At 56.6% G+C, this 26,718-nt stretch carries 17 protein-coding genes; 5 read left to right on the forward strand and 12 right to left on the reverse strand.

All coding sequences use genetic code 11. The features are described 5' to 3' along the window. The first annotated feature begins 6 nt into the window (after positions 1-6). Both nrdB and yfaE read left to right on the forward strand, forming a co-directional pair. Positions 7-1,137, forward strand: coding sequence for a class Ia ribonucleoside-diphosphate reductase subunit beta (gene nrdB / locus JHD74_RS08675; protein ID WP_024529614.1), 1,131 nt, complete (start codon positions 7-9; stop codon positions 1,135-1,137). Beyond that, positions 1,138-1,398: a class I ribonucleotide reductase maintenance protein YfaE gene (yfaE, locus tag JHD74_RS08680; RefSeq protein ID WP_021805960.1), complete on the forward strand. Its 261-nt coding sequence runs from the start codon at positions 1,138-1,140 to the stop codon at positions 1,396-1,398. It abuts the gene before it with no gap. 234 nt (positions 1,399-1,632) lie between these two features. Here the strand turns inward: yfaE and JHD74_RS08685 are convergent, their stop codons facing one another. Continuing rightward, positions 1,633-2,829, reverse strand: coding sequence for a nicotinamide mononucleotide deamidase-related protein YfaY (locus tag JHD74_RS08685; RefSeq protein WP_024529613.1), 1,197 nt, complete (start codon positions 2,827-2,829; stop codon positions 1,633-1,635). A 245-nt stretch (positions 2,830-3,074) separates the two neighbouring features. Between JHD74_RS08685 and tyrP the strand changes: the two genes are divergently transcribed. Continuing rightward, on the forward strand, positions 3,075-4,283 hold the full coding sequence (gene tyrP, locus JHD74_RS08690) for a tyrosine transporter TyrP (RefSeq protein ID WP_024529612.1): 1,209 nt from the start codon (positions 3,075-3,077) through the stop codon (positions 4,281-4,283). 50 nt (positions 4,284-4,333) lie between these two features. On the opposite strand, the gene JHD74_RS08695 is transcribed toward tyrP, so the two are convergent. Continuing rightward, positions 4,334-4,873, reverse strand: a complete 540-nt coding sequence (locus JHD74_RS08695; RefSeq protein WP_024529611.1) for a YfaZ family outer membrane protein — start codon at positions 4,871-4,873, stop codon at positions 4,334-4,336. 337 nt (positions 4,874-5,210) lie between these two features. On the opposite strand from JHD74_RS08695, the gene katA reads away from it, so the two are divergent. Beyond that, positions 5,211-6,647: a catalase KatA gene (katA, locus tag JHD74_RS08700; RefSeq protein WP_199062414.1), complete on the forward strand. Its 1,437-nt coding sequence runs from the start codon at positions 5,211-5,213 to the stop codon at positions 6,645-6,647. A gap of 56 nt (positions 6,648-6,703) precedes the next feature. On the opposite strand, the gene menE is transcribed toward katA, so the two are convergent. From menE to menF, 6 genes are all read right to left on the reverse strand, one after another. Further along, a complete protein-coding gene (menE, locus tag JHD74_RS08705; protein WP_199062415.1) occupies positions 6,704-8,086 on the reverse strand; it encodes an o-succinylbenzoate--CoA ligase in 1,383 nt (460 codons plus the stop codon). Continuing rightward, positions 8,074-9,057, reverse strand: a complete 984-nt coding sequence (menC, locus tag JHD74_RS08710; RefSeq protein ID WP_024529608.1) for an o-succinylbenzoate synthase — start codon at positions 9,055-9,057, stop codon at positions 8,074-8,076. The genes menE and menC overlap by 13 nt, the downstream gene beginning before the upstream one ends. Continuing rightward, positions 9,057-9,914: a 1,4-dihydroxy-2-naphthoyl-CoA synthase gene (menB, locus tag JHD74_RS08715; protein ID WP_024529607.1), complete on the reverse strand. Its 858-nt coding sequence runs from the start codon at positions 9,912-9,914 to the stop codon at positions 9,057-9,059. The genes menC and menB overlap by 1 nt, the downstream gene beginning before the upstream one ends. Continuing rightward, positions 9,898-10,686 (reverse strand): 2-succinyl-6-hydroxy-2,4-cyclohexadiene-1-carboxylate synthase, encoded by a 789-nt coding sequence (gene menH / locus JHD74_RS08720; protein ID WP_199062416.1) that lies wholly within the window; start codon positions 10,684-10,686, stop codon positions 9,898-9,900. Before menH ends, menB begins: the two co-directional genes overlap by 17 nt. Further along, positions 10,686-12,359, reverse strand: coding sequence for a 2-succinyl-5-enolpyruvyl-6-hydroxy-3-cyclohexene-1-carboxylic-acid synthase (gene menD, locus JHD74_RS08725; protein WP_199062417.1), 1,674 nt, complete (start codon positions 12,357-12,359; stop codon positions 10,686-10,688). The genes menH and menD overlap by 1 nt, the downstream gene beginning before the upstream one ends. Positions 12,360-12,617: 258 nt before the next feature. After that, a complete protein-coding gene (gene menF / locus JHD74_RS08730) occupies positions 12,618-13,919 on the reverse strand; it encodes an isochorismate synthase MenF (RefSeq protein ID WP_199062418.1) in 1,302 nt (433 codons plus the stop codon). Between the two features lie 288 nt (positions 13,920-14,207). Here menF and JHD74_RS08735 point away from each other — a divergent pair, with 288 nt between their 5' ends. After that, on the forward strand, positions 14,208-22,859 hold the full coding sequence (locus JHD74_RS08735) for a glycoside hydrolase family 94 protein (RefSeq protein WP_199062419.1): 8,652 nt from the start codon (positions 14,208-14,210) through the stop codon (positions 22,857-22,859). A gap of 198 nt (positions 22,860-23,057) precedes the next feature. On the opposite strand, the gene elaB is transcribed toward JHD74_RS08735, so the two are convergent. The 4 genes from elaB to JHD74_RS08755 form a co-directional block, all read right to left on the reverse strand. Continuing rightward, on the reverse strand, positions 23,058-23,369 hold the full coding sequence (gene elaB / locus JHD74_RS08740) for a stress response protein ElaB (RefSeq protein ID WP_024529602.1): 312 nt from the start codon (positions 23,367-23,369) through the stop codon (positions 23,058-23,060). Positions 23,370-23,512: 143 nt separating this feature from the next. Continuing rightward, the gene (locus tag JHD74_RS08745; RefSeq protein ID WP_199062420.1) at positions 23,513-24,007 is read right to left on the reverse strand and encodes a DUF1097 domain-containing protein; all 495 of its coding nucleotides are present in this window, start codon (positions 24,005-24,007) and stop codon (positions 23,513-23,515) included. Between the two features lie 234 nt (positions 24,008-24,241). Next, positions 24,242-25,483, reverse strand: coding sequence for an MFS transporter (locus JHD74_RS08750; RefSeq protein WP_199062422.1), 1,242 nt, complete (start codon positions 25,481-25,483; stop codon positions 24,242-24,244). Between the two features lie 137 nt (positions 25,484-25,620). Continuing rightward, positions 25,621-26,484, reverse strand: a complete 864-nt coding sequence (locus JHD74_RS08755; protein ID WP_024529599.1) for a DMT family transporter — start codon at positions 26,482-26,484, stop codon at positions 25,621-25,623. Positions 26,485-26,718 lie beyond the last annotated feature (234 nt).

The raw sequence follows: 26,718 nt of genomic DNA on the forward strand, positions 1-26,718 counted from the left end.
AAGCTCATGGCTTACACTACTTTTTCTCAAAACAAAAACAACCAGTTGCTTGAGCCGATGTTCTTCGGCCAGTCGGTCAACGTGGCACGTTTCGACCAGCAAAAACATGAAATCTTCGAAAAGCTGATCGAAAAGCAGCTCTCCTTCTTCTGGCGTCCGGAAGAGGTTGACGTCGCGCGCGATCGTATCGACTATCAAGCGCTGCCGGAACACGAGAAGCACATCTTCATCAGCAACCTGAAGTATCAGACTCTGCTGGATTCCATCCAGGGCCGTAGCCCTAACGTGGCGTTTCTGCCGCTGATCTCCATTCCGGAGCTGGAAACCTGGATCGAAACCTGGTCATTCTCAGAGACCATTCACTCGCGTTCCTACACCCATATCATTCGTAACATCGTTAACGATCCGTCGGTGGTGTTTGACGATATCGTCACCAACGAGGAGATCCTCAAGCGGGCAAAAGATATCTCCGGCTACTACGACGATCTGATCGAAATGACCAGTTACTATCATCTGCTCGGTGAAGGTACGCACCAGGTCAATGGTAAAACGGTGACCGTTAACCTGCGCGCCATCAAAAGGCAGCTGTATCTGTGCCTGATGAGCGTCAACGCGCTGGAGGCCATTCGTTTCTACGTTAGCTTTGCCTGTTCGTTTGCTTTCGCCGAGCGTGAGCTGATGGAAGGCAACGCCAAAATCATCAAGCTGATCGCCCGCGACGAAGCCCTGCACCTGACCGGTACGCAACATATCCTGAATCTGATGCGCTCAGGCGCCGATGACCCAGAGATGGCCGAAATCGCCGTGGAATGCCAGCAAGAGTGCTATGACCTGTTCGTCCTGGCGGCACAGCAAGAGAAAGAGTGGGCCGAGTATCTGTTCCGCGACGGCTCCATGATTGGCTTGAACAAAGACATCCTGTGCCAGTATGTGGAATACATTACCAATATCCGCATGCAGGCCGTCGGCCTGGGCTCACCGTTCCCTACCCGCTCCAACCCAATCCCGTGGATCAACGCCTGGCTGGTGTCGGATAACGTGCAGGTGGCTCCGCAGGAAGTGGAAGTCAGCTCTTACCTGGTCGGCCAGATTGACTCTGAAGTCAACGCCGACGACCTGAGTGATTTCGAGCTGTAAGTGGCTGCACCAACCATCACGCTGCGTGCCACCGGTACGCAGCTCTCCTGCCCCGAAGGTGAGAAATGCCTGCTCGACGTGCTGGAACTGCATGAGGTGGAGGTGGAATACCAATGCCGCTCCGGCTATTGCGGTGCCTGCCGAGTGAAATTACTGAAGGGTGAGGTCGCTTACCACCAGCAGCCGTTGGCATTTATCAATCATGGCGAGATCCTGCCCTGCTGCTGCATGCCCGCCATGGATATCGAGCTGGAAATCTAACTCAATAAAATAATCATCAAACACTGAATACCCTAAGAATTTCAAGTTGCAGCTAGGCGGCAAGGGGGTGAACACCCGCAGTCAACAACGCTGCAGCTTGAAAGGCGACGGGTATCAATGCCCAAGACGAAGAGTCTCAAACACCCGCAAAGCGTGTAACAACCCACTCCCACAGCGAATACCCCTTATATTGTTATGATCCATAAAGGATATCTCACCGCCATGAACGAGTTTCTACTCGATAATTTCCACAATTTCCAGCCAGCCGTTTTTGCCGCAAACCTGGCCGCCATTCAGCCAACGGCGCAGCATATCCAGCGCCAGCATCGCGACCGACTCCTGGCGTAAACGCAGGCCATGACGTGAAGCACGATAGCTCACCGTCTGGCCAATACCGCCTTTTGGCGTATGCAGGGCAACACTGACACGATCCCCTGCCATGGCGCTAACCGCCAACGCCAACTGCGCACCGGTGAGCTGCGCCAAAGACTGGGCACGCGCCAGCACTGTTGCCAATGCCTCGGAGCAATGCGCAGGTAGCAGTTCGCCACCGGCCAGCGGGGCAGCTTCGCTCTGCAACTGCAGGTTGATTAGGCCGGCGGTAAATTGCTCGCTCAGCGCCAGCGTCAAGTTCTGCTGCTGTAAGCGTTGCGTCAGCTCTGCCGGTAGCCCAGCCGTTCCTTCAAAAATCGTATTGTCACCCGCAACCTGCCGCACTCGCTGCCAGGCTTGTTCCATCGCGGCACGCTGAACCTGTGGGCCAGTCAACTTCAATTCAATAATCGGACTGGAAGAGCGATAGCCCAGTACGACGCCCGGCGGCAAAGGCATGCCGTCCAATTCAGCGGCCAAGTCGCTTTCCGAAGTCCCGAAGGTGGTAAGGCGAAGGCACAATGGCGGCTCAGGCAGAGTAAAGCTCTGTCGCAGACGTGGCAGGATCTGCTCTTCTACCATCACTTTAAATTCGGAAGGCACGCCCGGCGTAAAGAACATCCGGCACTTATTCAGCGTTAAGGCGAAGCCGCAGGCGGTACCTACACGGTTATCCAGCATTTCCGCATTAGCCGGGATCTGCGCCTGTTTACGGTTTGAAGCCGCCATTGGGCGGCCACGTTCCGCAAAGTAGGCCTCCATACGGGCGATCCATTCAGGATGTTCGACCAATTCGGTATCACAAGCCTTGGCCGCTGCCAACGCACTGAGATCGTCGCTGGTTGGCCCCAGACCGCCGTTGACGATCAGCACGTCGGCAATATGGCTACGCTCCTGCAGGATTTCGATCAGCGAAGAAAGGCTATCCCCCACCGTTTCGCGCCCGCTCATCGGTAAGCCTTGCTGGAACAGGTAATCTGCCAGCCAGGCGGCGTTGGTATCAATAATTTGCCCATGCAGCACCTCATCACCGGTACTGAGCATCTCCACCCTTAACATTGATCTCTCCCTTATGTTCAGATCCCTCCACTATAGAAGCCCGTAAACAACTTTTCACTACGCAGCGAACGATATTGCTGTCTAAAGGCATTTTTTAATACCGCCGCCCTCCCACCCACAACCGTAAATTTATATGTACACCAGACGTAACGTCGGTTTGACACAAAATCGGCAATCAACTATTCTGCCGCACTAAAAATAGGCCCCCGAAAACGCCTATAAATCATCCAATAGCAGAGAAAAACGTGAAGAATCGTACGCTGGGCAGTGTTTTTATCGTGGCAGGCACCACCATTGGTGCGGGGATGCTGGCTATGCCCCTGGCGGCAGCGGGTGTAGGTTTTGGCGTAACGCTGGCATTGCTGGTCGGGCTGTGGTTATTAATGTGCTATACCGCGCTGTTGCTGGTCGAAGTTTATCAGCATGAGCAGGCGGACACCGGCCTGGGAACGCTGGCCAAACGCTATCTGGGCGGTGGTGGCCAGTGGCTTACCAGTTTCAGCATGATGTTCTTGATGTATGCGCTGACCGCTGCCTATATCAGCGGCGCTGGCGAACTGCTGGCTGTCAGCATCAGCCAGTGGACTTCTCAGGACTTCCCGACTTACCTCGGCGTACTGCTGTTCACCTTGGTCGCAGGGGGGATCGTCTGCATCGGCACCCATTCGGTAGATCTGTTCAACCGTATTCTGTTTACCGCCAAGTCAATTTTCCTGATCGTCATGCTAGGTCTGATGATGCCGCACATCCAGCAAACCAACCTGCTGACGCTCCCGCTGGAACAGGGGCTGGCGCTCTCGGCCATCCCGGTGATCTTCACTTCGTTTGGTTTCCACGGCAGCGTACCCAGCATCGTCAACTATATGGGCGGTAACATCCGCAAGCTGCGTTGGATCTTCATCATCGGCAGTGCCATCCCGTTAGTGGCTTATATCTTCTGGCAGTTGGCGACGCTGGGCAGCATCAGTTCCACCACCTTTGTCGGTATTCTGGCACAACAGGCCGGGTTGAACGGTTTACTGCAAGCGGTACGCGACGTGGTCGCCTCGCCGCATGTCGAGCTGGCGGTACACCTGTTTGCCGATTTGGCACTGGCAACGTCGTTCCTGGGGGTTTCGCTCGGGTTGTTCGACTTCCTGGCCGATCTGTTCAAACGCCGGGATAACGTGCGGGGCCGCTTGCAGACCGGTGCCATCACCTTCCTGCCGCCATTGGCATTCGCCCTGTTCTATCCGCGCGGTTTTGTGCTGGCACTCGGGTTCGCGGCAATCGCGCTGTCCGTACTTGCTCTGTTGCTGCCTTCATTGCTGGTCTGGAAAACTCGTCGTCGGCATCAGGCCAGCTATCGAGTCTGGGGCGGGACGCCAGCGTTGGCGTTGGTGTTTGTCTGTGGGGTGGCAGTGATCGCCATTCAGCTCAGCATCGCCAGCGGTCTGTTACCCGCCATCGGCTAACATAAAAAATGGGCGCAGCCTATGCGGCGCCCGTTGAAGATCAGGCAGGATTAGAAGCCCACGCCCACGCCAATATAAGGGCCATCTGCTATCGCGTTGTCGCGGTTGCCGTCTTTACCTTCAATGTTGATGTAACGATAACCGACATCCACATTGAACGGACGAACGTTTAAGCGCACCCCGCCATTGGCCTCGTTATAAGCTTTTGCCCCGCTGGTCAAAGACTCCGGCGCAAAATAGCCTTCACCATACAGGCTGAGATAGCGGTTGAGCTCCCATTGCAGACCACCTCCTAATGCCAATGCTCCGCCATTTTTGCCATCTTCCGGGCTAAGATAAATGGCCTTGCCGCCCACGGTAGCCGTCAAAGGCCCAACCGGCAGGCCGAAGCTCAATCCCAGGCTACCAATGTCACCATCATGATCGCTACGGATCCAGTTGCCGCTGATCCCCAAGCCCGCCGTTGTGCCCCCCAAGCCTACACCAAGGTTGGTGTAATGTTCCCCTGCCTCACCGCTCACGCTGATCGCATTGGCAGAGCCAGCCACAAACAGCAAACCTGCTGCGCACGCGACTAAAGTTTTGTTCATTATTGATCCTTTTCATTCTTCATCATCAGGGAGTGATGATGTCTATCACCGCAAAAAACACACGGGTCAGTGTAACCGAGTTGTCATCAATTCCCGGCTAATTTAAAGCAATAAACTGTTAATTTTTCAATAAACTGTAAATAAATAACCATCCGTCACCGCCAAAATTGCAACGATAAGTGCTGCCTATTTGCCGAGGAGTGCGAATGAGTCTACAACTAGTAGTGTCTTTGATGGAGGTCAGCAGGGCAGGCCTTTTCATTAGTTAACATGATGAAGATCTACAGCACCCGAAACTGAGCTATCAACTTAACTGCAACAGAGTAAGGAGCAATTGATGAGCAAGAAAGGATTAACTACCGCGGCTGGCGCGCCCGTTGTTGATAATAATAACGTGATCACCGCCGGTAAGCGCGGTCCGATGCTACTTCAAGACGTTTGGTTCCTGGAAAAACTGGCCCACTTTGACCGAGAGGTGATCCCAGAGCGTCGTATGCATGCCAAGGGGTCCGGAGCTTACGGCACCTTTACCGTCACCCACGATATAACCCAGTACACCCGCGCAAAAATCTTCTCTGAGATTGGTAAGCAAACCGAGATGTTCGTCCGCTTCTCTACCGTTGCCGGTGAGCGCGGGGCTGCCGACGCCGAACGTGATATCCGTGGCTTTGCCATGAAGTTCTATACCGAGGAAGGTAACTGGGATCTGGTCGGTAATGATACCCCGGTGTTCTACCTGCGCGATCCACTGAAATTCCCTGATCTGAACCACGTGGTAAAACGCGATCCGCACACCAACCTGCGCAATCCGGTGTACAAATGGGACTTCTTCTCCCATCTGCCTGAATCACTGCACCAGTTGACCATCGATTTCAGCGACCGTGGCCTGCCTAAATCCTACCGTCATATGCACGGTTTCGGCAGCCACACCTTCAGCTTTATCAATGCCAATAACGAGCGTTTCTGGGTCAAGTTCCACTTCCGCTGTGAGCAAGGCATTGAAAACCTGATGGACGATGAAGCAGAAGCCATCATCGCCAAAGATCGTGAAAGTTCGCAGCGCGATCTGTTCGACTCCATCAAGAACGGTGACTTCCCACGCTGGAAACTGCAAATCCAGATCATGCCAGAGCATGAAGCGTCACAAACCCCGTATAACCCGTTTGACCTGACCAAAGTCTGGCCGCACGGTGACTATCCGCTGATCGATGTCGGCTTCTTCGAGCTGAACCGCAACCCGGATAACTACTTCTCAGAAGTGGAACAAGTGGCCATGAACCCAGCCAACGTGGTGCCTGGCGTGAGCTTCTCACCGGATAAAATGTTGCAGGGCCGTCTGTTCTCCTATGGCGATGCGCACCGCTACCGCCTGGGCGTCAACCATCACCAAATCCCGGTCAACGGTGCCAAATGCCCGTTCCATAACTATCACCGCGATGGGGCGATGCGGGTGGATGGCAACAGCGGCAACGGCGCAACCTATGAGCCAAACAGCTTTGGGGTGTTCCAGGAGCAGCCAGATTTCAGCGAACCGCCATTGAGCATCGAAGGTGCCGCCGATCACTGGAATCATCGTGAAGACGACGATTACTACAGCCAACCGCGTGCGCTGTTCAATCTGCTGAGTGCCGAGGAGCACCAACGTATGTTCACCCGTATCGCCGGTGAGCTGTCGCAGGTGCCAGAACAGATCCAACGCCGTCAGGTTGAGCTGTTCACCAAGGTACATCCCGATTACGGCAGCGGCGTTGCCAAGGCCCTGGGCCTGAAATAATCGGTTACAGCAATAGCAAGGCCGCCCTCGGGCGGCCTTTTTTGCAACGCTACAGATTATGCCTGCAGTTGGCTACTCGCCCACTGTTGTAGACGACGGCGCGAAATCTTGATGCCGCCGTTTTTTAGCTCGTCGGGCAACGCCAATGCGGCAATCGGCCGCTGGAAGTTCGCCAGCCGGTCCTGCGCCCAAAGCATTAACCCCTCCAGCGTCAACTCGCCTTCCAGATCGACCACCGCTACCGGCCGTTGGCCAAACTCTGCATCGTCAATCGGCACGATAAACACCTGCAACACCTGTGGATGCGCGGCAAACACACGTTCCACATCTTCCGGCTGAACGCCTTCCCCGCCGCTGAAGAACAGGTTATCCAGCCGGCCAATGATACGCAGTTCACCCTGCTCCATCGCGCCACGATCGCGGGTATGGAACCATCCTTGCTCGTCGGTAATGGGCACTAGCTCGCCCCGCAACCAATAACCCAGCGCCAGACTGGTGGAGCGGATCCAGACTTCCTGATCCACCAGGCGTATTTCGCGGCCTGGTAAAGGTGCCCCAACGCCGGGCAGCTCGTCGGCACGCTTGGCGCAAACCGTTGAAGCCAGCTCCGTCAAACCATAACCGCACCAGCAGTGGATCCCTACCGCCTCGGCCTGCTGGGTGAGTGACACCGGGATCATCGCCCCGCCGAGCAGCACTTCTTTTAGCGCATGCTTGGCCATCGGTTCAGACAGCAGGCGCCAAAGTTGAGTTGGCACTAGCGAAGCATGGGTACATCCCGCCAACGCATCGGCCAAGGGTTGCATTTCACGCACCACAAGCTGTGCCCCCACCGCCAGCCAGCGCCAGATAATGCCCTGACCAGACACGTGAAACAGCGGCAACGAGAGCAGCCAGCTGTCCTGCGGCTGAAACTCCAGCAGTTGCAACACGCCATCGGCACTGGCAAGGTGGCCGGCATAACTATGGGCGGCGGCTTTTGGCAAGCCACTGGAGCCGGAAGTCAGCGTCAACGTCGCCAGTCTTTGTTCATCCCACGGTAACAACCGCAAGTGGCACTCATCAACGCCCGGCGGCGACAAGACGATCGCGCCAGGGGGCAACTCAGGCAAGCCATCCGGGCTGAAAGCAAAGTCGATATCCAGATCCGGCAGCAGAGCCGCCAGCATCGGCGCAGGCAGCGTCGGATTGAGCGGCAGCAGGCGCGCACCGCACTGCAAAAGCGCCAGATAGGCTAACAGCAGCGGATAGCTGTTTTTCCCGCACAGCAGCACACCGATACCGGGTAACACGCCCTGGCGCTGAAAGTCGGCAGCTAACACTTCCACCTGCCGTTGCAGCATTAACCAACTGACCGGCTGTTGTTCAAAGATGACCGCGGTCGCCTGCGGGCGCTGTTTGGCCCAATGCCGCCACGGCCAATCACTCAACTGCGCCATACACACTCCAAGGTATCAATGCCTAATAGCGGCAAGGTGCTCTCTGGCCAGTTGCGTATCAACTGGGCTTGCATCAGGTTCAACGTATCCAAACCTGGCACCGTGTGCGGCGTCAGCCAATGCGCAATGCGCGCCAGTTGTGTCAACCCCAGACTGGACTCAATGCTGGAACTGATCACCGCCACCAATCCGGCCTGATGCGCCTGCATGACCAGTTCACGGCAGCGGGCCAGGCTACCCACCAAAGTCGGCTTGATCACAATCGCTGCCACGCCCGGCTCGGCCTGCACGACAAAATCGGCTTCACGCACGCTTTCATCCCAGGCGATGGCAATCCCGGTTGCCTGAGCAAACTCACGGGATTCGTCACGGGTTTTGCAGGGCTCTTCCAGAAACGCGATGCGATCGCGCCACGCTGGGTTAACGTATTTGGCAAAACCGTCCGCTTTGGCACGACTCCAACTGCGGTTGGCATCCAGCCGTAGCTTGAGATCGGGCAAGGCTTCAAGCAATACGTTGACGACCATGCCATCCCGTACCGCCTCATACAGCCCCACCTTGACCTTGGCCACTTTCTCCCCCGGCAGCGCAGCCAACAGATCGAACAGCTCGTCGGGATCGCCGGTGCACAGCGGTGCCTTGCGGTAGTCGGCCTGCGTTGGCAATTGCCCGGCCAGTTCTGCCAAGGCACAGCTGGTGCCGAAAGCCACCGACGGCCACTCGCTTTCCACAGGCAGTTCACCCGCAACCCAAGCCTGCACCCAGGCCAAGGTAGCCTGCTGCGCCTGGTCGAGCGTCTCTTGGCTGAACTCAGGTAAGGGAGCTATTTCCCCCCACCCTTGCTGCCCATCCTGCTGCAGATGGATCAGTAAGCCATCTCGGGTTTTCAGCCGCTGGTTGCGCAGCACCACGCCCGCCTCCATCGGCAGGCTATAGCGATAGATCGCAGCAACACGGGTTAGTGCCGTCATTACGGGTTACGCTTGAATTTGCTGAAGTCAGGCTGGCGTTTTTCGATAAATGCGTTGCGCCCTTCCTGGCCTTCATCGGTCATATAGAACAACATGGTGGCGTTACCCGCCAGCTCTTGCAGCCCGGCCTGGCCATCGCAGTCGGCGTTCAGTGCGGCTTTCAGGCAGCGCAAGGCCATTGGGCTGTTCTGCAACATTTCACGGCACCAGCGCACGGTCTCTTTTTCCAGATCGGCCAACGGCACCACGGTGTTGACCAGGCCCATCTCCAGCGCCGCAGCGGCGTCGTATTGGCGGCACAGGAACCAGATCTCACGGGCCTTCTTCTGGCCGACGATACGCGCCATGTAGGAAGCGCCCCAGCCGCCGTCAAAGGAGCCGACTTTCGGCCCAGTCTGGCCAAAGATGGCGTTATCGGCCGCAATAGTCAGATCGCACATCATATGCAGCACGTGACCGCCGCCGATGGAATATCCGGCCACCATCGCCACCACCGGCTTAGGGCAGGTGCGGATCTGACGTTGGAAGTCCAGCACGTTCAGGTGGTGCACGCCGCTGTCATCACGATAGCCGCCGTAGTCACCGCGCACTTTCTGATCGCCACCGGAACAAAAGGCTTTATCCCCGGCACCGGTAAGAATGATGGTGCCGATGCCGTCGTCATAGCGCGCGTTCGACATCGCCTCGATCATTTCCTTCACCGTGTGCGGGCGGAAGGCGTTACGCACCTGCGGGCGGTTGATGGTAATTTTGGCAATGCCATCGCTGGACTTGTGATACAGGATGTCTTCGAAATCACCCGAGCAGTCCTGCCAGTCGATCGCGGCGTACAGTTGTTCTTCATTGGGATACAGCATGTTTGGTTCCTTTTTTTGCAAGAAATGCATCGAGCGCGGCGGCAAAATCTGCCGGATTGGCCAGATGAGCGTTATGACCCGCTTCTGGCACGGTTTGCAATGGCAAACCGGCATCACGCGCCAACGCCTGAAACTTGTGATCGTCGGCACCGCATAACACCATCACTGGCAGTGCCAACTGTTGTAATTGTGGCACCAGCCAAGGTTGGCGCCCAAGAGACGTCGCCTCCAGCATATCGGCGATGGCCGGGCCATGGTTGTCGGCACGGGCGGCGATCAGCGCCTCGCGGTGTACCGGGCTGAGGTTGGCAAAAACCGGTTGTAAATACCAATCGGCCAACACCTTTCTGATCCGCTCCGTGCGGAAACGCTTCGCCCAGGCGGCATCGTGGGCACGCCGCTGGGCACGTAAATCTTCGTTCTCCAGCCCTGGATTACCGCCCTCGATCACAATGCCTTGCAGCCCTTGCGCTTCGCCGCAGCAAGCATGGTACATGGCAATGCGCCCACCGAGTGAATAGCCCACCAGCCAGTAACGCTCAATATTATGCTGTTGCAGCGTGGCGGTGATTTGCCTGCTGACGTCGGCAAAGTCGAGGCAGGATTGATCGGCAGAATCACCATGACCGGGTAAATCAATTGCCAGCGAGGGCCACTGTTCACAGCGCGAGGCGATCACCCGCCACTCATTGTTGTTTCCCAGCAAGCCATGCAGCCAGATCAGCCAAGGGCGTTGGCTTTCGCCTTGTTGTAACACGCGGGAAGCCAGCATCAGTTTGCCCCCATTTTTTGCACCAGATGTTGCAGAGTTTCTGCTCCATCGCTCGGCGGCACCTGCAACTCAATCAGCGTGGCTCCGCTGTGACGCCAGGCCTTTTCCACTGCCTGCTGCAACTGTCCCCAGTTTTCCGGGCAGGCATAATCAAGCTGGAACATGGCTGCCGCCTGGCTGAACTCCACATCCTGCGGCATACAGTAAAACCGCTGGCGCTCAGGTTCCGGCGTTGGCAACAGCGAGAAAATCTGCCCGCCATTGTTATTCACCACGATCAGCACCGTGGGTGCCGAACATTGGCGCAACAGTGCCAGAGCGTTCAAATCGTATAGCGCGGAGAGATCGCCTACCACGGCCAACGTCGGCTTGGCGGTAGCACGCTGGACCCCAGCCGTGGTGGAGATTAAGCCGTCGATACCGCTGGCCCCACGGTTGCTGAACACCGGATAGCCAGCAGGCAACTGGGTTAAGGCATCGATCAGGCGCACAATCAGGCTATTGCCGAGAAACAGCTGGCCGTTCTCCGGCAACAGCTCAGGCAGGCGATGGGCCAGTTGAGCCTCACCAAACCGGTTAACCAGGTATTGCGACGTCGCATCAAGGGCATCATCCGCCAACGCGGACAGATCGCCAGCCCAAGGTGAGCGAGGTTGCGCCGGATGCAGATCGAGCCACTCGCCAACGGTAGAACGAATACGGCGGCCACGATGATGCGCAGGATCGAGACGCCCAGGCAGATCGTCAATCAGCCAGAACTCCTCCGGCTGGCAGCGCTCCTGCCACTGCAACAGGCGTTTTCCCGTTAGACTGCTGCCAAACTGCACCACCAACTGCGCGCTTGCCAACAGATCGCGAGCCTGGGGGTTAGCCAGCCATAAGTCGGCACAGGGCAACGGTTGCCCCGTTTGCGAAAGGGCATCGCCGATCAACGGCCAACCAAGCATGCCCGCCCATTCAGCCAGTTGCACGCCCTCTTCCGCCCCCATCCTGCCAGCGATAATCACGCCGCGCTTCTGCCGCCAGAAAAACCAGTCAGGCTGCTTAATAACCTGATGGGGATCCATTTCACGCAGCCAAGGGTGCGTATCCTGCCACCAGTCCCCTAACTCTGCCGACCACTGCTCATACAGCTGTTCATCTCCGCCATATAACGGCTCCGCAAACGGGCAGTTGATATGCAGGGCACCCTGCCGTAGGCGCGCCATCGCGCTGTCCAAGGTAGATACCAACCAGCGAGCCGGAATATCCGGGCTTGGGCGTGGCAAATCGATGTTCAAGGTGGGGTGGCTCGAGTAGAGGCCGTTTTGGCGGATCGCCTGATTGGCGCCGCAGTTAATCAATTCCGGCGGACGATCGGCGGTGAGAAACACCAGCCGCTCCCCGGTTAGCCCGGCTTCGATCAGGGCAGGATAAAGATTTGCTGCCGCGGTACCCGAGGTGACGATCACCGCCACTGGCTCACGCGTGGCCTTTGCCAGGCCGAGCGCTAAATGGCCCAGGCCCCGCTCATCGAAATGAGTATGACAGACAAAAGCGCGGTTCGCGGCAGCGGCCAACGTAAGAGGCGTGGAGCGCGATCCCGGAGCGATACAGACATGCCGCACTCCATGGCGGACCAGCGTTTCCAGCAACAACGCCGCCCACCGGCGATTAAAAACACTTGTCGACATATTTCGCTCATCAGTAGTAAACAGAGGTTACGCGCCGAAGCCTACCCAAAGGAGGTAGCGAACCGGGGATCATAACTCTGAATTATATAAGTAATTATCTTTACGGCTTTTGCGCTGGCGCAAAAACGCCGTATTTCCCTGTGGCAGGGGGCCTGCAATAAATCAATTTCGACCCACCCATGCCAAATAGCGCCCCAAAATAGAACAAAAAAAGAAACATATAAGACACAACAAGTTTACACACGAAGATCGGCCTGCTCAATGCACCTGCCCAGAATGTTCTGACTGCAACAGAGTGCGTAAGCCCGCCGCCTTGTTTTCGATCTCTTGCCACTCCTGCGCCGGATCGGAACCGGCCACAATCCCCGCACCGGCATACAGCTCAACCCGAGCATCCTCGATCTGGCAGGAACGCAGCGCAACGCAGAACTCAGCCTGTGCCGCAGAAAGATAACCCGCAGAGCCGGCATACCAACCGCGGGAAAAAGGCTCATGCTGGCGGATAAACTCACGCGAGGCCTGGCGCGGCAACCCGGCCACTGCAGCCGTCGGCTGCAGTCTTTGCAGGCAATCGGCATCATCACCCTGGTTCAGTTGCCCTTCAATACGCCGCCGCAGATGCTGTACCTTGCGCAACCGCACCACTTCTGGTGGCAACACATCGACCGCTCTGGCACCGCCTTGCAAACGCTGGCAAATATCATCGACCACCAGCAGGTTTTCCTGTTGGTTCTTGCTGTCTTGCAGCAACCACTGGGCCAGTGCCTGGGCCTGCCGCTCATCGGGATGGTTGGCAACCGTGCCCGCCAACGCTTCGGTCAGCAAATGTTTTCCCTCACGCAGGTACAATCTTTCCGGGCTGGAGCCAAGAAATGCGGAATGTGCATCAAAGCGCAGCATAAAGTGGTAGCATTGGTGATTCACCCTGCGGCTGGCGGCCATCATCGCAGGGGCAAACAACGGACTCTCCAGCGTCAACACTGAGCTGCGCGCCAAGACCACCTTATCCATCTGCTGCCGATTTATCGCCTTCAGCGCATCGCGCAGCATGATTTCCCACCCGGAACGTTCCGGCTGATGCTGCACCGACAGCACTTTCACCTGTAAATTCTCGATCGGTTTGATCACCAGCAGATTTTCAAGCCAGGCAAGCGCCGCTTGGGCGTCATCACTCAATGCCTCTTCAGAAAACAGGTTTAGCGTCAGTTCACATTTGCCTTGGCGATTAAGAATTTCCAGGCGCGGCAAAAACAGCTGGGCGTCACCGTCAAAGGCTGTCAGCCCCCATAAACGGGCCGCAGGATAGGCATTCACGAATGCCTGCGCCATCGAAGGGTGTGAAAACTGCCGCAAAGCGCCGCACACCGCCGCCTCCTGCCGCCCTTCGCGATGACGCCAGTAGAATTGAGGGAACAGCACCTGCGCCGCCAGCCACTCCAGCAGCACATCGCTCAGATGGCCGGGAACCACCAGCGTAAGCTGCCGAAATCCGGCTTCACGGGGAAAGCCGTGCCCAAGCTGCTGACGTAGCCGCCGCAGCAATCCCGAAAGTTGTTCCACTACCACCTCATTAACCAAACGCTATGTGGGGAATTATACGGTAAATCAACCCTCACGGGCGGAAAAAAAGCGCTTATTAACCCATACCTTCCGCCGCTAATTATTTATTAAAATTGAAGTTTAAGATTAAAAAACGACCACACGCGCGCGACGGAACTATACTTAGAAGTCATGTTCCTGCCGCAGTGAAATCTTGTCATATCAAATCGATAGTTAAATCAAGATGTTCACAGCCTCCCAACGGTATTAACCCGCTGTCCTTTGGGTCAGATGTAAGGAGCTTTTTGCGTGAAAGAAATACTTATCAATTGGTTAAAGAAGCAGCGTCGCCGTCCCAAAGTGGCCCGGTTGCCCTTACGGCATAATCGGGCTACTGCAGAAACCCCTCCCGCCAGCAACATCAAGGCAGAGCTGTTTTCGGTCGATCAAATGGAACGCTACGGCCAGCGCCTGGCACGCTCCCATAAACTGGCAACTCATAAAACGCCCTACTATTTGCTCAAACGTCTCGATAACAACGAGCGGGTATTGACGGACAGTTGCCGCAGGTTGAGCAACGATAAGAAAAACACTATGACCCCGGCGGGCGACTGGCTGCTGGATAATTTTTATCTTATCGAGGAGCAGATCCGCGTCGTTCGGCACCATCTGCCGAAAACCTTCGGGCGTGGGCTGCCACAGTTAGCCGCCCCGCACAATTGCCCACGAATTTTCGATATCGCCACCGAAGCTATTGCTCACGGCGACGGGCGATGGGATGCCGAGAGCCTGACGCGCTATATTGCCGCCTACCAAAAAGAGGCCAATCTGACCCTGGGTGAGCTTTGGGCGTTGCCGGGCATGCTGAGGCTGGCGCTGATTGAGAACCTGCGCCGCGTGGCGGTAGAAGTGGCCCAGGCGCAAGAAGAGCGCAGCCTGGCCGATAGTTGGGTGACCAAAATGCTGGAGTCGGCGGAAAACGATCCGGCCAATCTGATCATTGTCATTGCCGATATGGCACGCTCCAACCCGCCCCGCACCAGCGCCTTCGTAGCAGAACTGGTGCGTCGCCTACAGGGGCACGGGACCATGCTGGCGCTACCGCTGACCTGGGTTGAGCAACGCCTGGCCGAAGTCAGCCTGACCTCCGATGAGCTTATCCATCGTTTCAACCAACAACTTGCGGTCAGCCAACTTTCCGTCAGCAACAGTATCGCTGGCCTGCGGCAACTGAGTGAAATGGATTGGGCGGAATTTGTTGAGACCATGAGCAAGGTCGATCAGACGCTGCGCGAAGACCCAACCGGGATTTATCCTTTAATGCATTTCGATACCCGAGACAACTATCGTCATGTGATCGAGAGGCTGGCTCGCCACTGTTCTTATAACGAGGTTGAAGTAGCGCAACACGCTCTGAATATGGCACGGATCGCCGCCGAAGATCCCCGCAACGATCCACGTACTCATCACATCGGCTATTACCTGATTGACCATGGGCGCACGCAGTTAGAACAACAGCTCGACGTTCGGCTTAGCCGTATTACGCGCATCCGCCAGGCGCTCAGCCAATCCCCACTGCTTTCCTGGCTGGGCAGCATCAGCCTGCTCACAACGGCCTGCTGGGCCTTGCTGTTACGCCATGCCCACCAAACCGGGCTCACCTGGGGATTGTTGATCTTGCTGTTCCCCTTGGGGATGGTGCTCGCTCAGTTCGTCATTAGTCTGCTCAGTGAGATCACCACCCGTAGCCGTTCTCCGCAGCCGCTGCCAAGGCTGGATTTTTCCTGTGGTATCCCGGCAGAGTTCCGCACGCTGGTTGCCATTCCTACGCTGATAAGCAGCAAGCCGGGCATTGACCAGTTGATCAACACGCTGGAGGTTTGCTACCTGGGCAATGCCATGAAGCACCTGCATTTTGCCCTGCTCACCGACTTTAATGACTCGCCTCGACAACAACACCCCGACGATGCCGAACTGCTGGCCTATGCCAGCCAAAAGATGAGCGAGCTCAATGCGCAGTATGCCTGCGAAGGGCCAAGCCACTTTTTCCTGTTCCATCGCGATCGCCAATGGAATGAGAAACAGCAGAGCTGGATGGGGTTGGAGCGTAAACGTGGCAAGCTGAACGCGCTGAACGATTGGCTGCGCAACCGTGGCAATGCGTTTACCACCCAGATTGGCCAAGGGCTGGAGGTGCTGAAAAACGTCAAATACGTAATCACCCTGGACAGCGATACCGTGCTACCGCGTGAAACCGCACATCGGCTGATCGCCGCCATGGCCCATCCCCTGAATCAACCCCAGTATGATGCCAAGCTGCAACGGGTGGTGGAGGGTTATGCCATCCTGCAACCCCGCATGGCCGAAGAGATCCCCACTTATGGCCAGAGCCGTTACGCCGCCCTTTGCAGCAGTACGCCGGGCAACGATCCTTATACCCAGATGGCTTCAGATATCTATCAGGATCTGTTTGGCGAAGGCTCGTTTATCGGCAAAGGGATTTATGATGTTGACGTCTTCTCCCACAGCCTGAAGGGCACCTGCCCAGAAAACCTGGTGTTAAGCCACGATCTGCTGGAAGGTTGCTATGCCCGTTCCGGTTTATTGAGCGACGTCTTGCTCTATGAGCAGTATCCGAGCAACTATCTGGTCGATGTTGCCCGCCGCACCCGCTGGATCCGCGGCGATTGGCAGCTATTGAACTGGTTGCTGCCCCGGGTCACCACTGAAGACGGTTCGCGGGCCGCTAACCCATTAAGCCCTTTGTCACGCTGGAAACTGTTCGATAACCTACGCCGCAGCCTGGTAGCCCCCTGCTTCCTGTTGCTGCTGTTCTTTGGCTTAACCTGGCTATCGGATACCGCATACTGGTTGGCGGTGTTCGTCATTATTCTGCTGTTGCCCACGCTGCTGGCGCTGTTGCAGGATGTGGTGCGTAAGCCCCCGCGTCGGCCCGTTATTCAGCACTTACAGCTGGCACTGAAGGGTTCACTGCATCGGCTGTGTCAGATTGGTCTGCGTCTGGCCGAGCTACCTCATGAAGCCTGGTACAGCCTGAAGGCTATTGGCATCACCCTGTGGCGTTTGTTGATCAGCAAACGTAATCTGCAAGAGTGGACCAGCTTCGACCGATCCAAACACCATCTGACCGTCACGCTGGCGAATTTTTACCGCAACCTGTGGATCAACCCGTTTGCTGGCGTTTCATTGTTGCTGTTGGCCGCCTTTTCCAGTCCGATAGCGCTGTTAGCCGCTATCCCGCTAGCCGCCTTGTGGATCCTGTCACCGTACCTGCTTTATTCGCTCAGCCTGGAGCCACAGCGCAGCAAAACAGCCATCGACGATCGCCAGCGCCGCTTCCTACGCCAGAGCAGCCGCGAAACCTGGGAGTTTTTCGCTACCTTTGTCACCCAGCAGGAAAACTGGCTACCGCCGGATAACTACCAGGAAATTCCAGAGCCGGTAGTGGCGCACCGCACGTCACCCACCAATATCGGGCTGGCGTTGTTGGCCGACCTCACCGCCTATGATTTCGGCTATATCACCCTCAGTGCAGCCTTGCAGCGTATTACCCTGACGTTGAATACGCTCGATCGCATGGAGCATTATCGCGGTCACCTGTACAACTGGTACGACACGCGCACCCTGGAGCCCCTGAATCCACGTTATGTTTCAAGCGTGGATAGCGGTAATTTCGCGGGCCACCTGCTGACCCTCAGCTCTGGCCTGCCAGCATTGACTATGCAGCCAGTTATCGAACCAGCCCGCATTCTGGCCGGAGTGGAAGATACGTTGCTGATACTGGAGCAGCACTGGGGTAACGCCGCACCGAAAGGATTAACCAAGCTGCGTAAACACTGGGAACAGGCGCAAAACGCCCATCCGGCGGCACTACAGGCTGAACTCAATGAAATGCGTAACCACTGTAACGGATTGCAGGAACCTGCTCTGCAACAGGGCGACGAGGTCAAACGCTGGGCCGGTAACCTGCACCAGCAGCTCAACGATCTGTGCACCGAATGGGCATTATGGTTTAGCTGGCTGAGCGACAGCATGCCGGAGCTGGAACAAATCCCTAGCTTGCATTGGTTGGCCAACCCACCTGAACGGCTAACGCTGTCGACTGAACAGCAAACACAGTTGGATGCCGTGCAGCAGTTGGCAGCGGAACGCCTCGAACAGTTGGCGCAGTTGGCACGGCGCCTGACAGCAATGGCGCAAATGGACTTCAGCTTCCTGTATGACGAAGCCACCCATTTACTGACCGTCGGTTTCAACTGCGATCAAAACCGTGCCGACAGTGGTAAATACGATCTGCTGGCCTCGGAAATCCGCCTGACCAACTATGTAGCGATTGCCACCAACCAAATTCCGCAACGTAGCTGGTTTGCGTTAGGCAGGCTGTTTACGGTGATCGACAAGGAGCCAGCGCTGATGTCCTGGAGCGGCTCAATGTTTGAATACCTGATGCCGCAACTGGTGATGCCGGCCTATCCCGATACGTTGCTGGTGCAAATGTGCCGCTCTGCAGTCGAGCGGCAAATTGCCTGGGGCAAGGAGCGCGGTGTACCGTGGGGGATTTCCGAGTCCGGTTACTTCGGCTTTGACGCTTTGCAAAACTACCAGTATCACGCCTTTGGTGTGCCGGGGTTAGGGCTGCGGCGTGGGCTGGGTGACGACATGGTGATCGCCCCTTACGCCACCATGATGGCGCTGATTGTCGATCCGGACAGTGCCTGCAGCAACCTGGTGGAGCTGGAAAAAAACGGTGCCAAGGGCCGTTATGGCTTCTATGAAGCGCTGGACTACACCACTTCACGCCTCAGCCGGGGGCAGTTGTATGTCATCGTTCGTTCCTATATGGCTCACCACCAGGGGATGAGTTTCCTGGCGCTGTCACACCTGCTGCTGGATGCACCGATGGTGAAACGCTTTGCCAGTTACCCCGCCTTCCAGTCAACCCGCTTGCTGTTGCAGGAACGGGTGCCTGATGCGGTTGAGCTGTACAGCACCCGCCGCCACTTCGAAACCCATGACGGCGCGATTACACCGGCCAGCTTCGCCGCGCGTGAGTTCACCCGTGTGGATACACCGATCCCGGAAGTACAGCTGCTGTCGAATGCCAACTACCATCTGATGATCACCCAAACCGGCGGCAGCTACAGCCGCTGGCAAAATCTGGCGCTGACCCGCTGGCGTGAGGATGCCACCTGCGATAACTGGGGCGCATTCTGCTACCTGCGCGATCCGCAAACCGGTGAAGTGTGGAGCAATACCTGGCACCCTACCGGCGACACCGAGAAAGGCGGCTATCGCGCCGTCTTCAACGATGCCGGGGCAGAATTCCAACGCAAGCAGGGGCTGCTGTCGGTGAAAACCCAGGTGGTGATCTCCCCTGAGGACGACATCGAACTGCGGCGCTTAACCTTGGTGAACCGGGGCAAACAGCCGCGGACCATAGAGATCACCAGCTATGCTGAAGTGGTGCTGGCCCCGGCCAGCAACGATTTGGCCCACCCGGCGTTCAGTAATCTGTTTGTCCAAACCGAGCTGTTGCAGGAACAGGATGCCATTCTGTGCCATCGCCGCCCGCGTGAGCCGAAAGAAAAATCGCCGTGGTTGCTGCATATGATGTCGGTCCAAGGTTCCAGCAGCAAAACGTCCTTTGAAACCGACCGGGCCAAGTTTATCGGCCGTGGCCGCACGGCAGCCAACCCGCAGGCGCTATATCAGAATCAACCCCTGACCAATAGCGCTGGGCCGGTGATCGATCCGATCATCGCCATCCGTCAGCGGATCCGGCTGGAACCCAACGTGCCGCTGACGCTGGATATCTTCTACGGCGTGTGTGAAGACCGCGCCACCAGCCTGGCGATGTTGGAGAAGTACCGCGACCGCCATATGGCCGACCGTATTTTCGAACTCGCCTGGTCGCACAGTCAGGTGGTGTTGCGCCAGTTAAACGCCAACGAAGAAGACGCCAATCTGTTTAACCGCCTGGCCAGCGCGGTGGTGTTCCCGGCGCAGGAAATGCGTGCCGCCAGCAATGAAATCATCAATAACCGCCGCGGACAGTCCGGCCTGTGGGGCTATTCGATTTCCGGCGATCTGCCGATCGTGCTGCTGTCCGTCACCGACATTGAGAATATCGGGCTGGTGCAACAGCTCATTCAGGCACACAACTACTGGCGACTGAAAGGATTGCTGGTCGACCTGGTGATCCTCAATGAGGATTCCGGTGGTTACCGGCAAGATCTGCAAAATCGGATCATGGGGCTGATCGCCGCCGGGATGGAGTCTTCCCTGACGGACAAACCCGGAGGGATCTTCGTACGCTCCAGTGAACATATGTCACCGGAGGATCACACCTTGCTGCTGAGCGTAGCGCGGATCTATCTGGATGACCGCCGCGGTGGCCTGACGGAGCAACTCAACCAAAGGTTGCAACTGCCGCAAACGCTGCAACAGCCATTGGGGCCGCCGACTGCCTCCTCCAAACTGGCGACCATGGCCAATTTACCGCGTAATCTGCATTCACCGCAGTTGCCGATCATTGACAAGCTCCAGTTCTACAACGGGTTTGGCGGATTCTCGGAGGATGGTAGCGAATATGTGATCGCCATGAACGAAAGCAAGGTGACGCCGGCTCCGTGGTCAAACGTTATCGCCAACCCGATGTTCGGCTCGGTGATCTCTGAAAGCGGCCAAGCCTACACCTGGTATGAGAATGCGCATGAATACCGCCTGACGCCTTGGGATAACGATCCGGTCAGCGATCGCAGCGGCGAGGCTTTCTATCTGCGTGATGAAGAAAGTGGTCACGTCTGGTCACCAACGCCGCTGCCCGCCCGTGGGCGCGGCCATTACCTGACGCGTCACGGTTTTGGTTACAGCGTGTTTGAACACCGGGAAGGCGGTATCGACAGCCAGTTGACGATGCTGGTTGCCAAAGACGCCCCGGTAAAACTGTTCCTGCTGACGCTCACCAACACCTCTGGCCGTACGCGTAAGCTTTCGACTACCGGCTATGCCGAGCTGATCCTCGGTGATTTACGCCAGAAATCGGCCATGCACGTGGTCACCCGCGTAGCCACCCCGCCTGGCGGCTGTGGCATCCTCGCCACCAACCATTACACCAGCAGCGGATCGCCACGTACTGCGTTCTTCGGCGTTACCGGAGTCCATTGTTCGGTCACTGGCGATAGGCGGGAATTCATTGGCCGTAACGGTTCGTTGGCCGCTCCTGCCGTGCTTAAGCTGCGGCGGTTATCCGGCAAGACCGGTGCCGGGTTGGATCCCTGTGGCGCGGTGCAATCCGCCATCAGCATGATCGATGGCGATCAGCGCAGCTTTGTGTTTGTGCTTGGCCTGGGACAAGATGGCGACGAAGCCGAATCCCTGCTGCGCCAGTACCTCAACGAGGAGGCTTTGCAACACGAATTGCAGCAGGTCGATGCCCATTGGGACAAGATCCTCAACAAGGTGCAGATCGGTACGCCTCATCCAGCGGTTAACCTGCTGGCTAACGGCTGGTTGCTGTATCAAACCCTCTCCTGTCGCATTCACGCACGCAGCGGTTATTACCAGTCCGGCGGCGCATTTGGCTTCCGCGATCAGCTCCAGGATACCTTGGCCCTGACGCATGCCTTGCCTGAGCGGATGCGTGAGCAGATCCTGCTGTGTGCTTCGCGCCAGTTTGTTGAAGGCGACGTTCAGCACTGGTGGCATCCACCACAGGGCAACGGGGTGCGCACCCGCTGCTCCGATGATTACCTGTGGTTGCCGTTGGCGATTTGCCACTACCTCGACGCGACGGACGACTCATCGATCCTCGAAGAACAGGTGGGTTATCTGGAGGCCCGTATACTGGCACCAGGTGAGGAGTCTTCTTATGAACAGCCGGGCATCAGCCCGAAACAGGAAAGCCTGTATCTGCACGGGGCCAGGGCGCTGAAGCATGGCCTGACCTTTGGCGAGCATGGCTTGCCGCTAATGGGGGCCGGTGACTGGAACGACGGCATGAACATGGTGGGATTGGAAGGCAGAGGCGAGAGCGTTTGGCTGGGCTTCTTCCTGTTCTATATTCTGCAACGCTACGGCAAACTGGCCACCCACCGCGGCGATCTGGAGCTGGCGGAACTGTGCCGCGAGGAAGCAGAAAAACTGCGCGCCAACCTGCACAATAACGCCTGGGATGGCGAATGGTATCGCCGTGGTTACTTCGATAGCGGAGAACCCCTGGGTTCACACCAAGCGGCGGAATGCCGCATTGATGCCATAGCCCAGAGTTGGTCGATCCTTTCCGGTGCGGGTGACAAAGATCGCAGCGCACAGGCAATGCAATCTCTGGATAAGCACCTGGTGGACGACCAGGCCGGCATCATCAAACTGCTGACCCCACCTTTTGACGGCAACGGCCCGAACCCTGGCTACATCCGGGGTTACCTGCCCGGCGTGCGGGAAAACGGCGGTCAATACACTCATGGGGCGGTATGGGCGGTGATGGCGTTCGCCGAGATGGGCAATATCGAGCGCGCCTGGGAATTGATGGCGCTGATTAACCCCATCAACCACAGCCTGGATAGCACCGCAGCGGAACGCTACAAGGTCGAACCTTATGTCGCCACTGCCGATATTTACGCGGTCGCCCCGCACGTTGGGCGTGGGGGATGGAGCTGGTATACCGGCTCGGCGGGCTGGATGTATCGGTTGATCGTCGAGTCGCTGTTGGGGCTAAAACGCCACGGCAATACGCTTTCCATCCACACCCGCTTACCGGCAGATTGGCCGCCGGTCACCCTAACGTACCGTGAAGGGGAAAGCGAATATCACTTCACCCTACGCCAAGGGGAAGGTGAAACGCAGGTGATTATTGATGGTGTGTTGCAGCAGGAAGCGGTGATTAACTTGGCTGATGAGGCTAAAACCTACCAGGTGGAGGTAATTCTGGGAAAGCAATAAGGGACACAGTAGCTAAATAGCGGTGTTTAATACCGCTACACCCGAAGCTTGAGACAGGAGGGAGTCATTGCAGGTTAGCCGACCGTTAAGCGCAGGGATGCGCGATTGCGAGCCCCCAGGGACGGGTTTACGGCGTGTCGGCGTTCTGCATGACTCCTTCCTGTAACACTATTCGGCAGCTACCGCTGCTCATTGGTGTTACTTACGGGCCAGCAATAGCCCAAGCACCAAACCTACTGTGGCACCAATGCCGACACTGTGCCAAGGTTTGCCACGGACATAGTCATCGGCGCGACATGCCACCTCTTTCGCCCGCACGTAGTAACACTCCGAGCTATTCGCCAGGCGCGACTTTACGTCTTTTAGCGCCCGCTCGGCATGGGATTTGATATCCGTATAGGCCTGATCGGCTCGATCGCCAGAGTAATCCAACACGTCTTGTAGCGTGTCGCTCAGCATTCTCAGATCGTCATCCAGCGTCGTTTGGTTCTCGTCTCGGTTTTTCGCCATCTTTAAGCTCTCCGTTAGTAGTCAATTCAACGTTGCTTAGCCATCAACAACCCTTGGTCGTAGTCCCATGGTAGGACACGACCTGAATACACGCCATCGGAATGTTGATGAAAAAGGAGGCAGGACAAGAAACTGACGCCCTTTCAGGCGTCAGTGGAAGCCTGTTTGGCCAGCGCTACAGAGGGGGATTTACGGCGTGCGGCCAGCCACAAGCCACTGTTTTTCATAGCGTAGCCAAACAATAGCCCGACCAGCAGTGAGGCTGTGATCAATGGCCAGTTACCGTCACAGGCGAAGGTGGCGCAGGCACCGATAAAAGTCCCGGGAACAAAACCAAGCCATTGCTGTTTGGCCTGAATGCACATCAGGAAGGCGACAACGCCAGTCAGCAGGTAGCCCAGAATGCTCCAGGCGGGTTCCAACGCGCTGCCGTGAATAATGACCATCGCCCAGAACACGCCGCTCATACAGGTCAGTGTGCTGATCGCCAGGCCCTTTAGGCCACCTTGCGGGCAGGCAAAATAGGCCGTGCAGCCAAGAAAGCCCGCCCAACTGATTAGCCCAAGGCTGATGGCAACCCAGCCCCATACTCCGGAGAGAATACCGGTAGTTACCGCAATGGCAAAAATGACGTTCATAATCCTGATCCGCTAAAAATAATCCACCTAGTTTACGCGAAACCAGACCGTCATATGTGATAAAAATCACATATAAAATGCAATTTGATATATGAAAATCACAACAATGAGATTTTAATCACAAAAATAGCGTGTTTTTTCATCATGCAAGGCGTGAATACCTGTAGCCACATTACTGAGTTAACGCGGTAATACCGATCTACCATCGACCTGCAACGTTAAAAATAACCAGGTTCAGCGCGGGAAGCCCACTCGCGTAACCCATATGCCCAACCCTACACACACCATGGCGCTGACCAGAAATAGCAGGTTAACCGCCAGTTGCAGGCTGGCATGATCGATGATACTGCCAAGCAAAATGGGCACCCAGTTGGCAACATAAGCAATCACATAGAACAGTGAGATCAGGCGTGCATGGCTGGCTTTGGGTGAAATCAGGTTAACCAGTGTCGCACTGCCGACAAAGATGGCTCCGTAAGCATAACCGGCAATAACCATCCCCGCAGCGGCCAGCCCCAGCGAATGGATCTGAATGGCTTCGGCAAATACCACCACCGCTAACGCCTGTGCCAGGCAGCCAAACATCAGCGAATGCCGCGCATTAATTTGGCGGCTCAGGATCTGGCTGGCTCCGGCAATCAGCAGGTAGACCGCAATCACGTAGCCGAAACTGCTGCGGTTTTGCATGCCCAACAGCGTTTCCGCCACGTTGGGGCCGATAGCCAGAATGCTGGCAGCCAATGCCCAGCAGATAAATAGCGCACCGGCACACACCAAGAATCGGCTCCCGGTCGCACGCAGGCCCGCAGCCAAGGTATTTTCCCCTGCCCCTGCCTCCTCTGCCAAACTGACGCTAGCTTTGACCACTACGCGCGCAGGCCAGCTCAGCATAATCCCCAAAGCGGCCATCGTTGCTACCACCATGATGATCACAAACGGCATTGAGGTGGTATGAAAACCGGTCTGCAACGCTATACCGCTAAAAATCGGCCCCAATGCCAACCCGGCAGTAAAGGACAGGGTAGCAATTAACGCCGCCTGCTTGCCGCCGTCCGCTGGGCCAAAACGCACCAACGCAATATTTGCCGCACCGGTCAACGCCCCTGTGCCTACCCCGGCCAGCAAGCGAGCCATCAGCAGCAGAGAAAATGAATCGGCCAGGGCAAAAAGCAATGCCCCCAGCAACACCACCAGTAGCGCCGGGACGATCATGCTGCGTAAATCTTTTACCTTGCCAGCCAGGTTGCCCACGGCGAACAGGGAAATCAGTACGCCAGCAGCATAGGCCCCGTAGATCAGGGTCAAGCTGACCGACGTCAGTGCCAGTTGCTGTTGGTACAAGGGATAAAGCGGCGTTGGCGCACTGCTGTTGAGCAGTGCCGACATCAATGCCAGTGCCAGAAACAGCACAATGGCTCCAGCCGAGGAAGTCGTATTGGCTCGCGCGGTTTTATCAGCGGCTACACCGTCGGTCATGATTTTCTCCCTAAATACGCAGGCAAATCACCTCACCCGCAAAATATCAGGCGCTCATCATACCGTTCAGAGCTGACCGCCCAAACCACCAACAATGCAGCACTATGATGCATTGTTGCAGGTGGCCGGCGGCAAAATCACACCGAAGCCGTTGCTACCTTTTTAGCGGGTGCACGGCGCAAAATGGCCAACGCTCCGGAAAGGATGATCAGCACCATGCCCGCCGCGGCAATAAACGACAGGGTCTGGGCAAAAATCAGGTAGCCTAGCAGCGTGGAGAAAATGATCGTGCTGTAGGAAAGAATGCCGACGGTGACCGCATTGCCACCGCCATAGGCGCGGGTCATGGTGATCTGCCCCAGGCTGCCGAATACACCGATAGCGCAGACGTAAAGCAAACTGGTCGCATCCAACGCCGCGAATCCGACAATCGAACTCATCACCACGCCGAACAAGGTTCCGACCAGCGAGAAGTAAAACACCACACGCAGCTCAGGCTCCCCGGTACGCACCAGTTTGCCGACGTTGAAATAGGCCAACGCCGTCAGCAACCCAGACAGCAGGCCAATCAGGGTGGCGGTATATTCCCCGCTCGGTACATCTGGACGCAACAGGATCAGGATGCCCACAAAGCCCAGCAGCACCGAGAACAGCAACCTGCCGGTCAGTTGACCTCTGGCCGTGACGAAGGTGATCACCGATTGGAAAATCGGATTGGTATAGCCCAGCGTGGTTGCGGTGGCGATAGGCAGATGGATCAGCGCATAGAAGCCGCAATACATGGCCGCATTGCCAATCGCGGCACGCTTCATGTGCAAGCCAAGATGGCGGGTACGAAAACCGATATTTTTGATTTTTATCAGCGCCGCCACGATGGCCACGTTGATCAGAGAGCGGTAAAAAATAATATCGAAGAAACCGACCTTGGCCGAAGCCAGTTTGATGCAGGCCCCCATCAGCGCGAAGAACACGCTGGCAGCGACCATCCATAAAGCAACCATGATTTCCCCAGAATGCGGCCCAGCCGGCCTGCAGATAATCCCTTGCTCGGCGGCTTTCACCGTCGGAAATGTGTTAGCGACACCAACCAAGAATACCAGTATTTTTGCGCAAAATGGATTGCCTGCTACAAATAAGCTTGCTCCACAACCTCACGCAGATGCATTTACTTACCGCTTACCAGATAATAACTCTCTCAACCGCCGCTGGCGGTCAAAATAAATCGGATGCCACCA

The sequence above is a fragment of the Serratia sp. ASV30 genome (assembly GCF_016428815.1).
Lineage (GTDB): Bacteria > Pseudomonadota > Gammaproteobacteria > Enterobacterales > Enterobacteriaceae > Chania > Chania fonticola_C.

Coding starts and splice junctions, on each gene's coding strand:
- JHD74_RS08745 (WP_199062420.1), bottom strand. CDS start 24,007: ATGAACGTCATTTTTGCCATTGCGGTAACTACCGGTATTCTCTCCGGA.
- menE (WP_199062415.1), bottom strand. CDS start 8,086: ATGGCGCAGTTGAGTGATTGGCCGTGGCGGCATTGGGCCAAACAGCGC.
- menB (WP_024529607.1), bottom strand. CDS start 9,914: ATGCTGTATCCCAATGAAGAACAACTGTACGCCGCGATCGACTGGCAG.
- menH (WP_199062416.1), bottom strand. CDS start 10,686: ATGCTGGCTTCCCGCGTGTTACAACAAGGCGAAAGCCAACGCCCTTGG.
- JHD74_RS08685 (WP_024529613.1), bottom strand. CDS start 2,829: ATGTTAAGGGTGGAGATGCTCAGTACCGGTGATGAGGTGCTGCATGGG.
- JHD74_RS08695 (WP_024529611.1), bottom strand. CDS start 4,873: ATGAACAAAACTTTAGTCGCGTGCGCAGCAGGTTTGCTGTTTGTGGCT.
- JHD74_RS08750 (WP_199062422.1), bottom strand. CDS start 25,483: ATGACCGACGGTGTAGCCGCTGATAAAACCGCGCGAGCCAATACGACT.
- katA (WP_199062414.1), top strand. CDS start 5,211: ATGAGCAAGAAAGGATTAACTACCGCGGCTGGCGCGCCCGTTGTTGAT.
- nrdB (WP_024529614.1), top strand. CDS start 7: ATGGCTTACACTACTTTTTCTCAAAACAAAAACAACCAGTTGCTTGAG.
- JHD74_RS08755 (WP_024529599.1), bottom strand. CDS start 26,484: ATGGTTGCTTTATGGATGGTCGCTGCCAGCGTGTTCTTCGCGCTGATG.
- elaB (WP_024529602.1), bottom strand. CDS start 23,369: ATGGCGAAAAACCGAGACGAGAACCAAACGACGCTGGATGACGATCTG.
- menC (WP_024529608.1), bottom strand. CDS start 9,057: ATGACGGCACTAACCCGTGTTGCTGCGATCTATCGCTATAGCCTGCCG.
- menD (WP_199062417.1), bottom strand. CDS start 12,359: ATGTCGACAAGTGTTTTTAATCGCCGGTGGGCGGCGTTGTTGCTGGAA.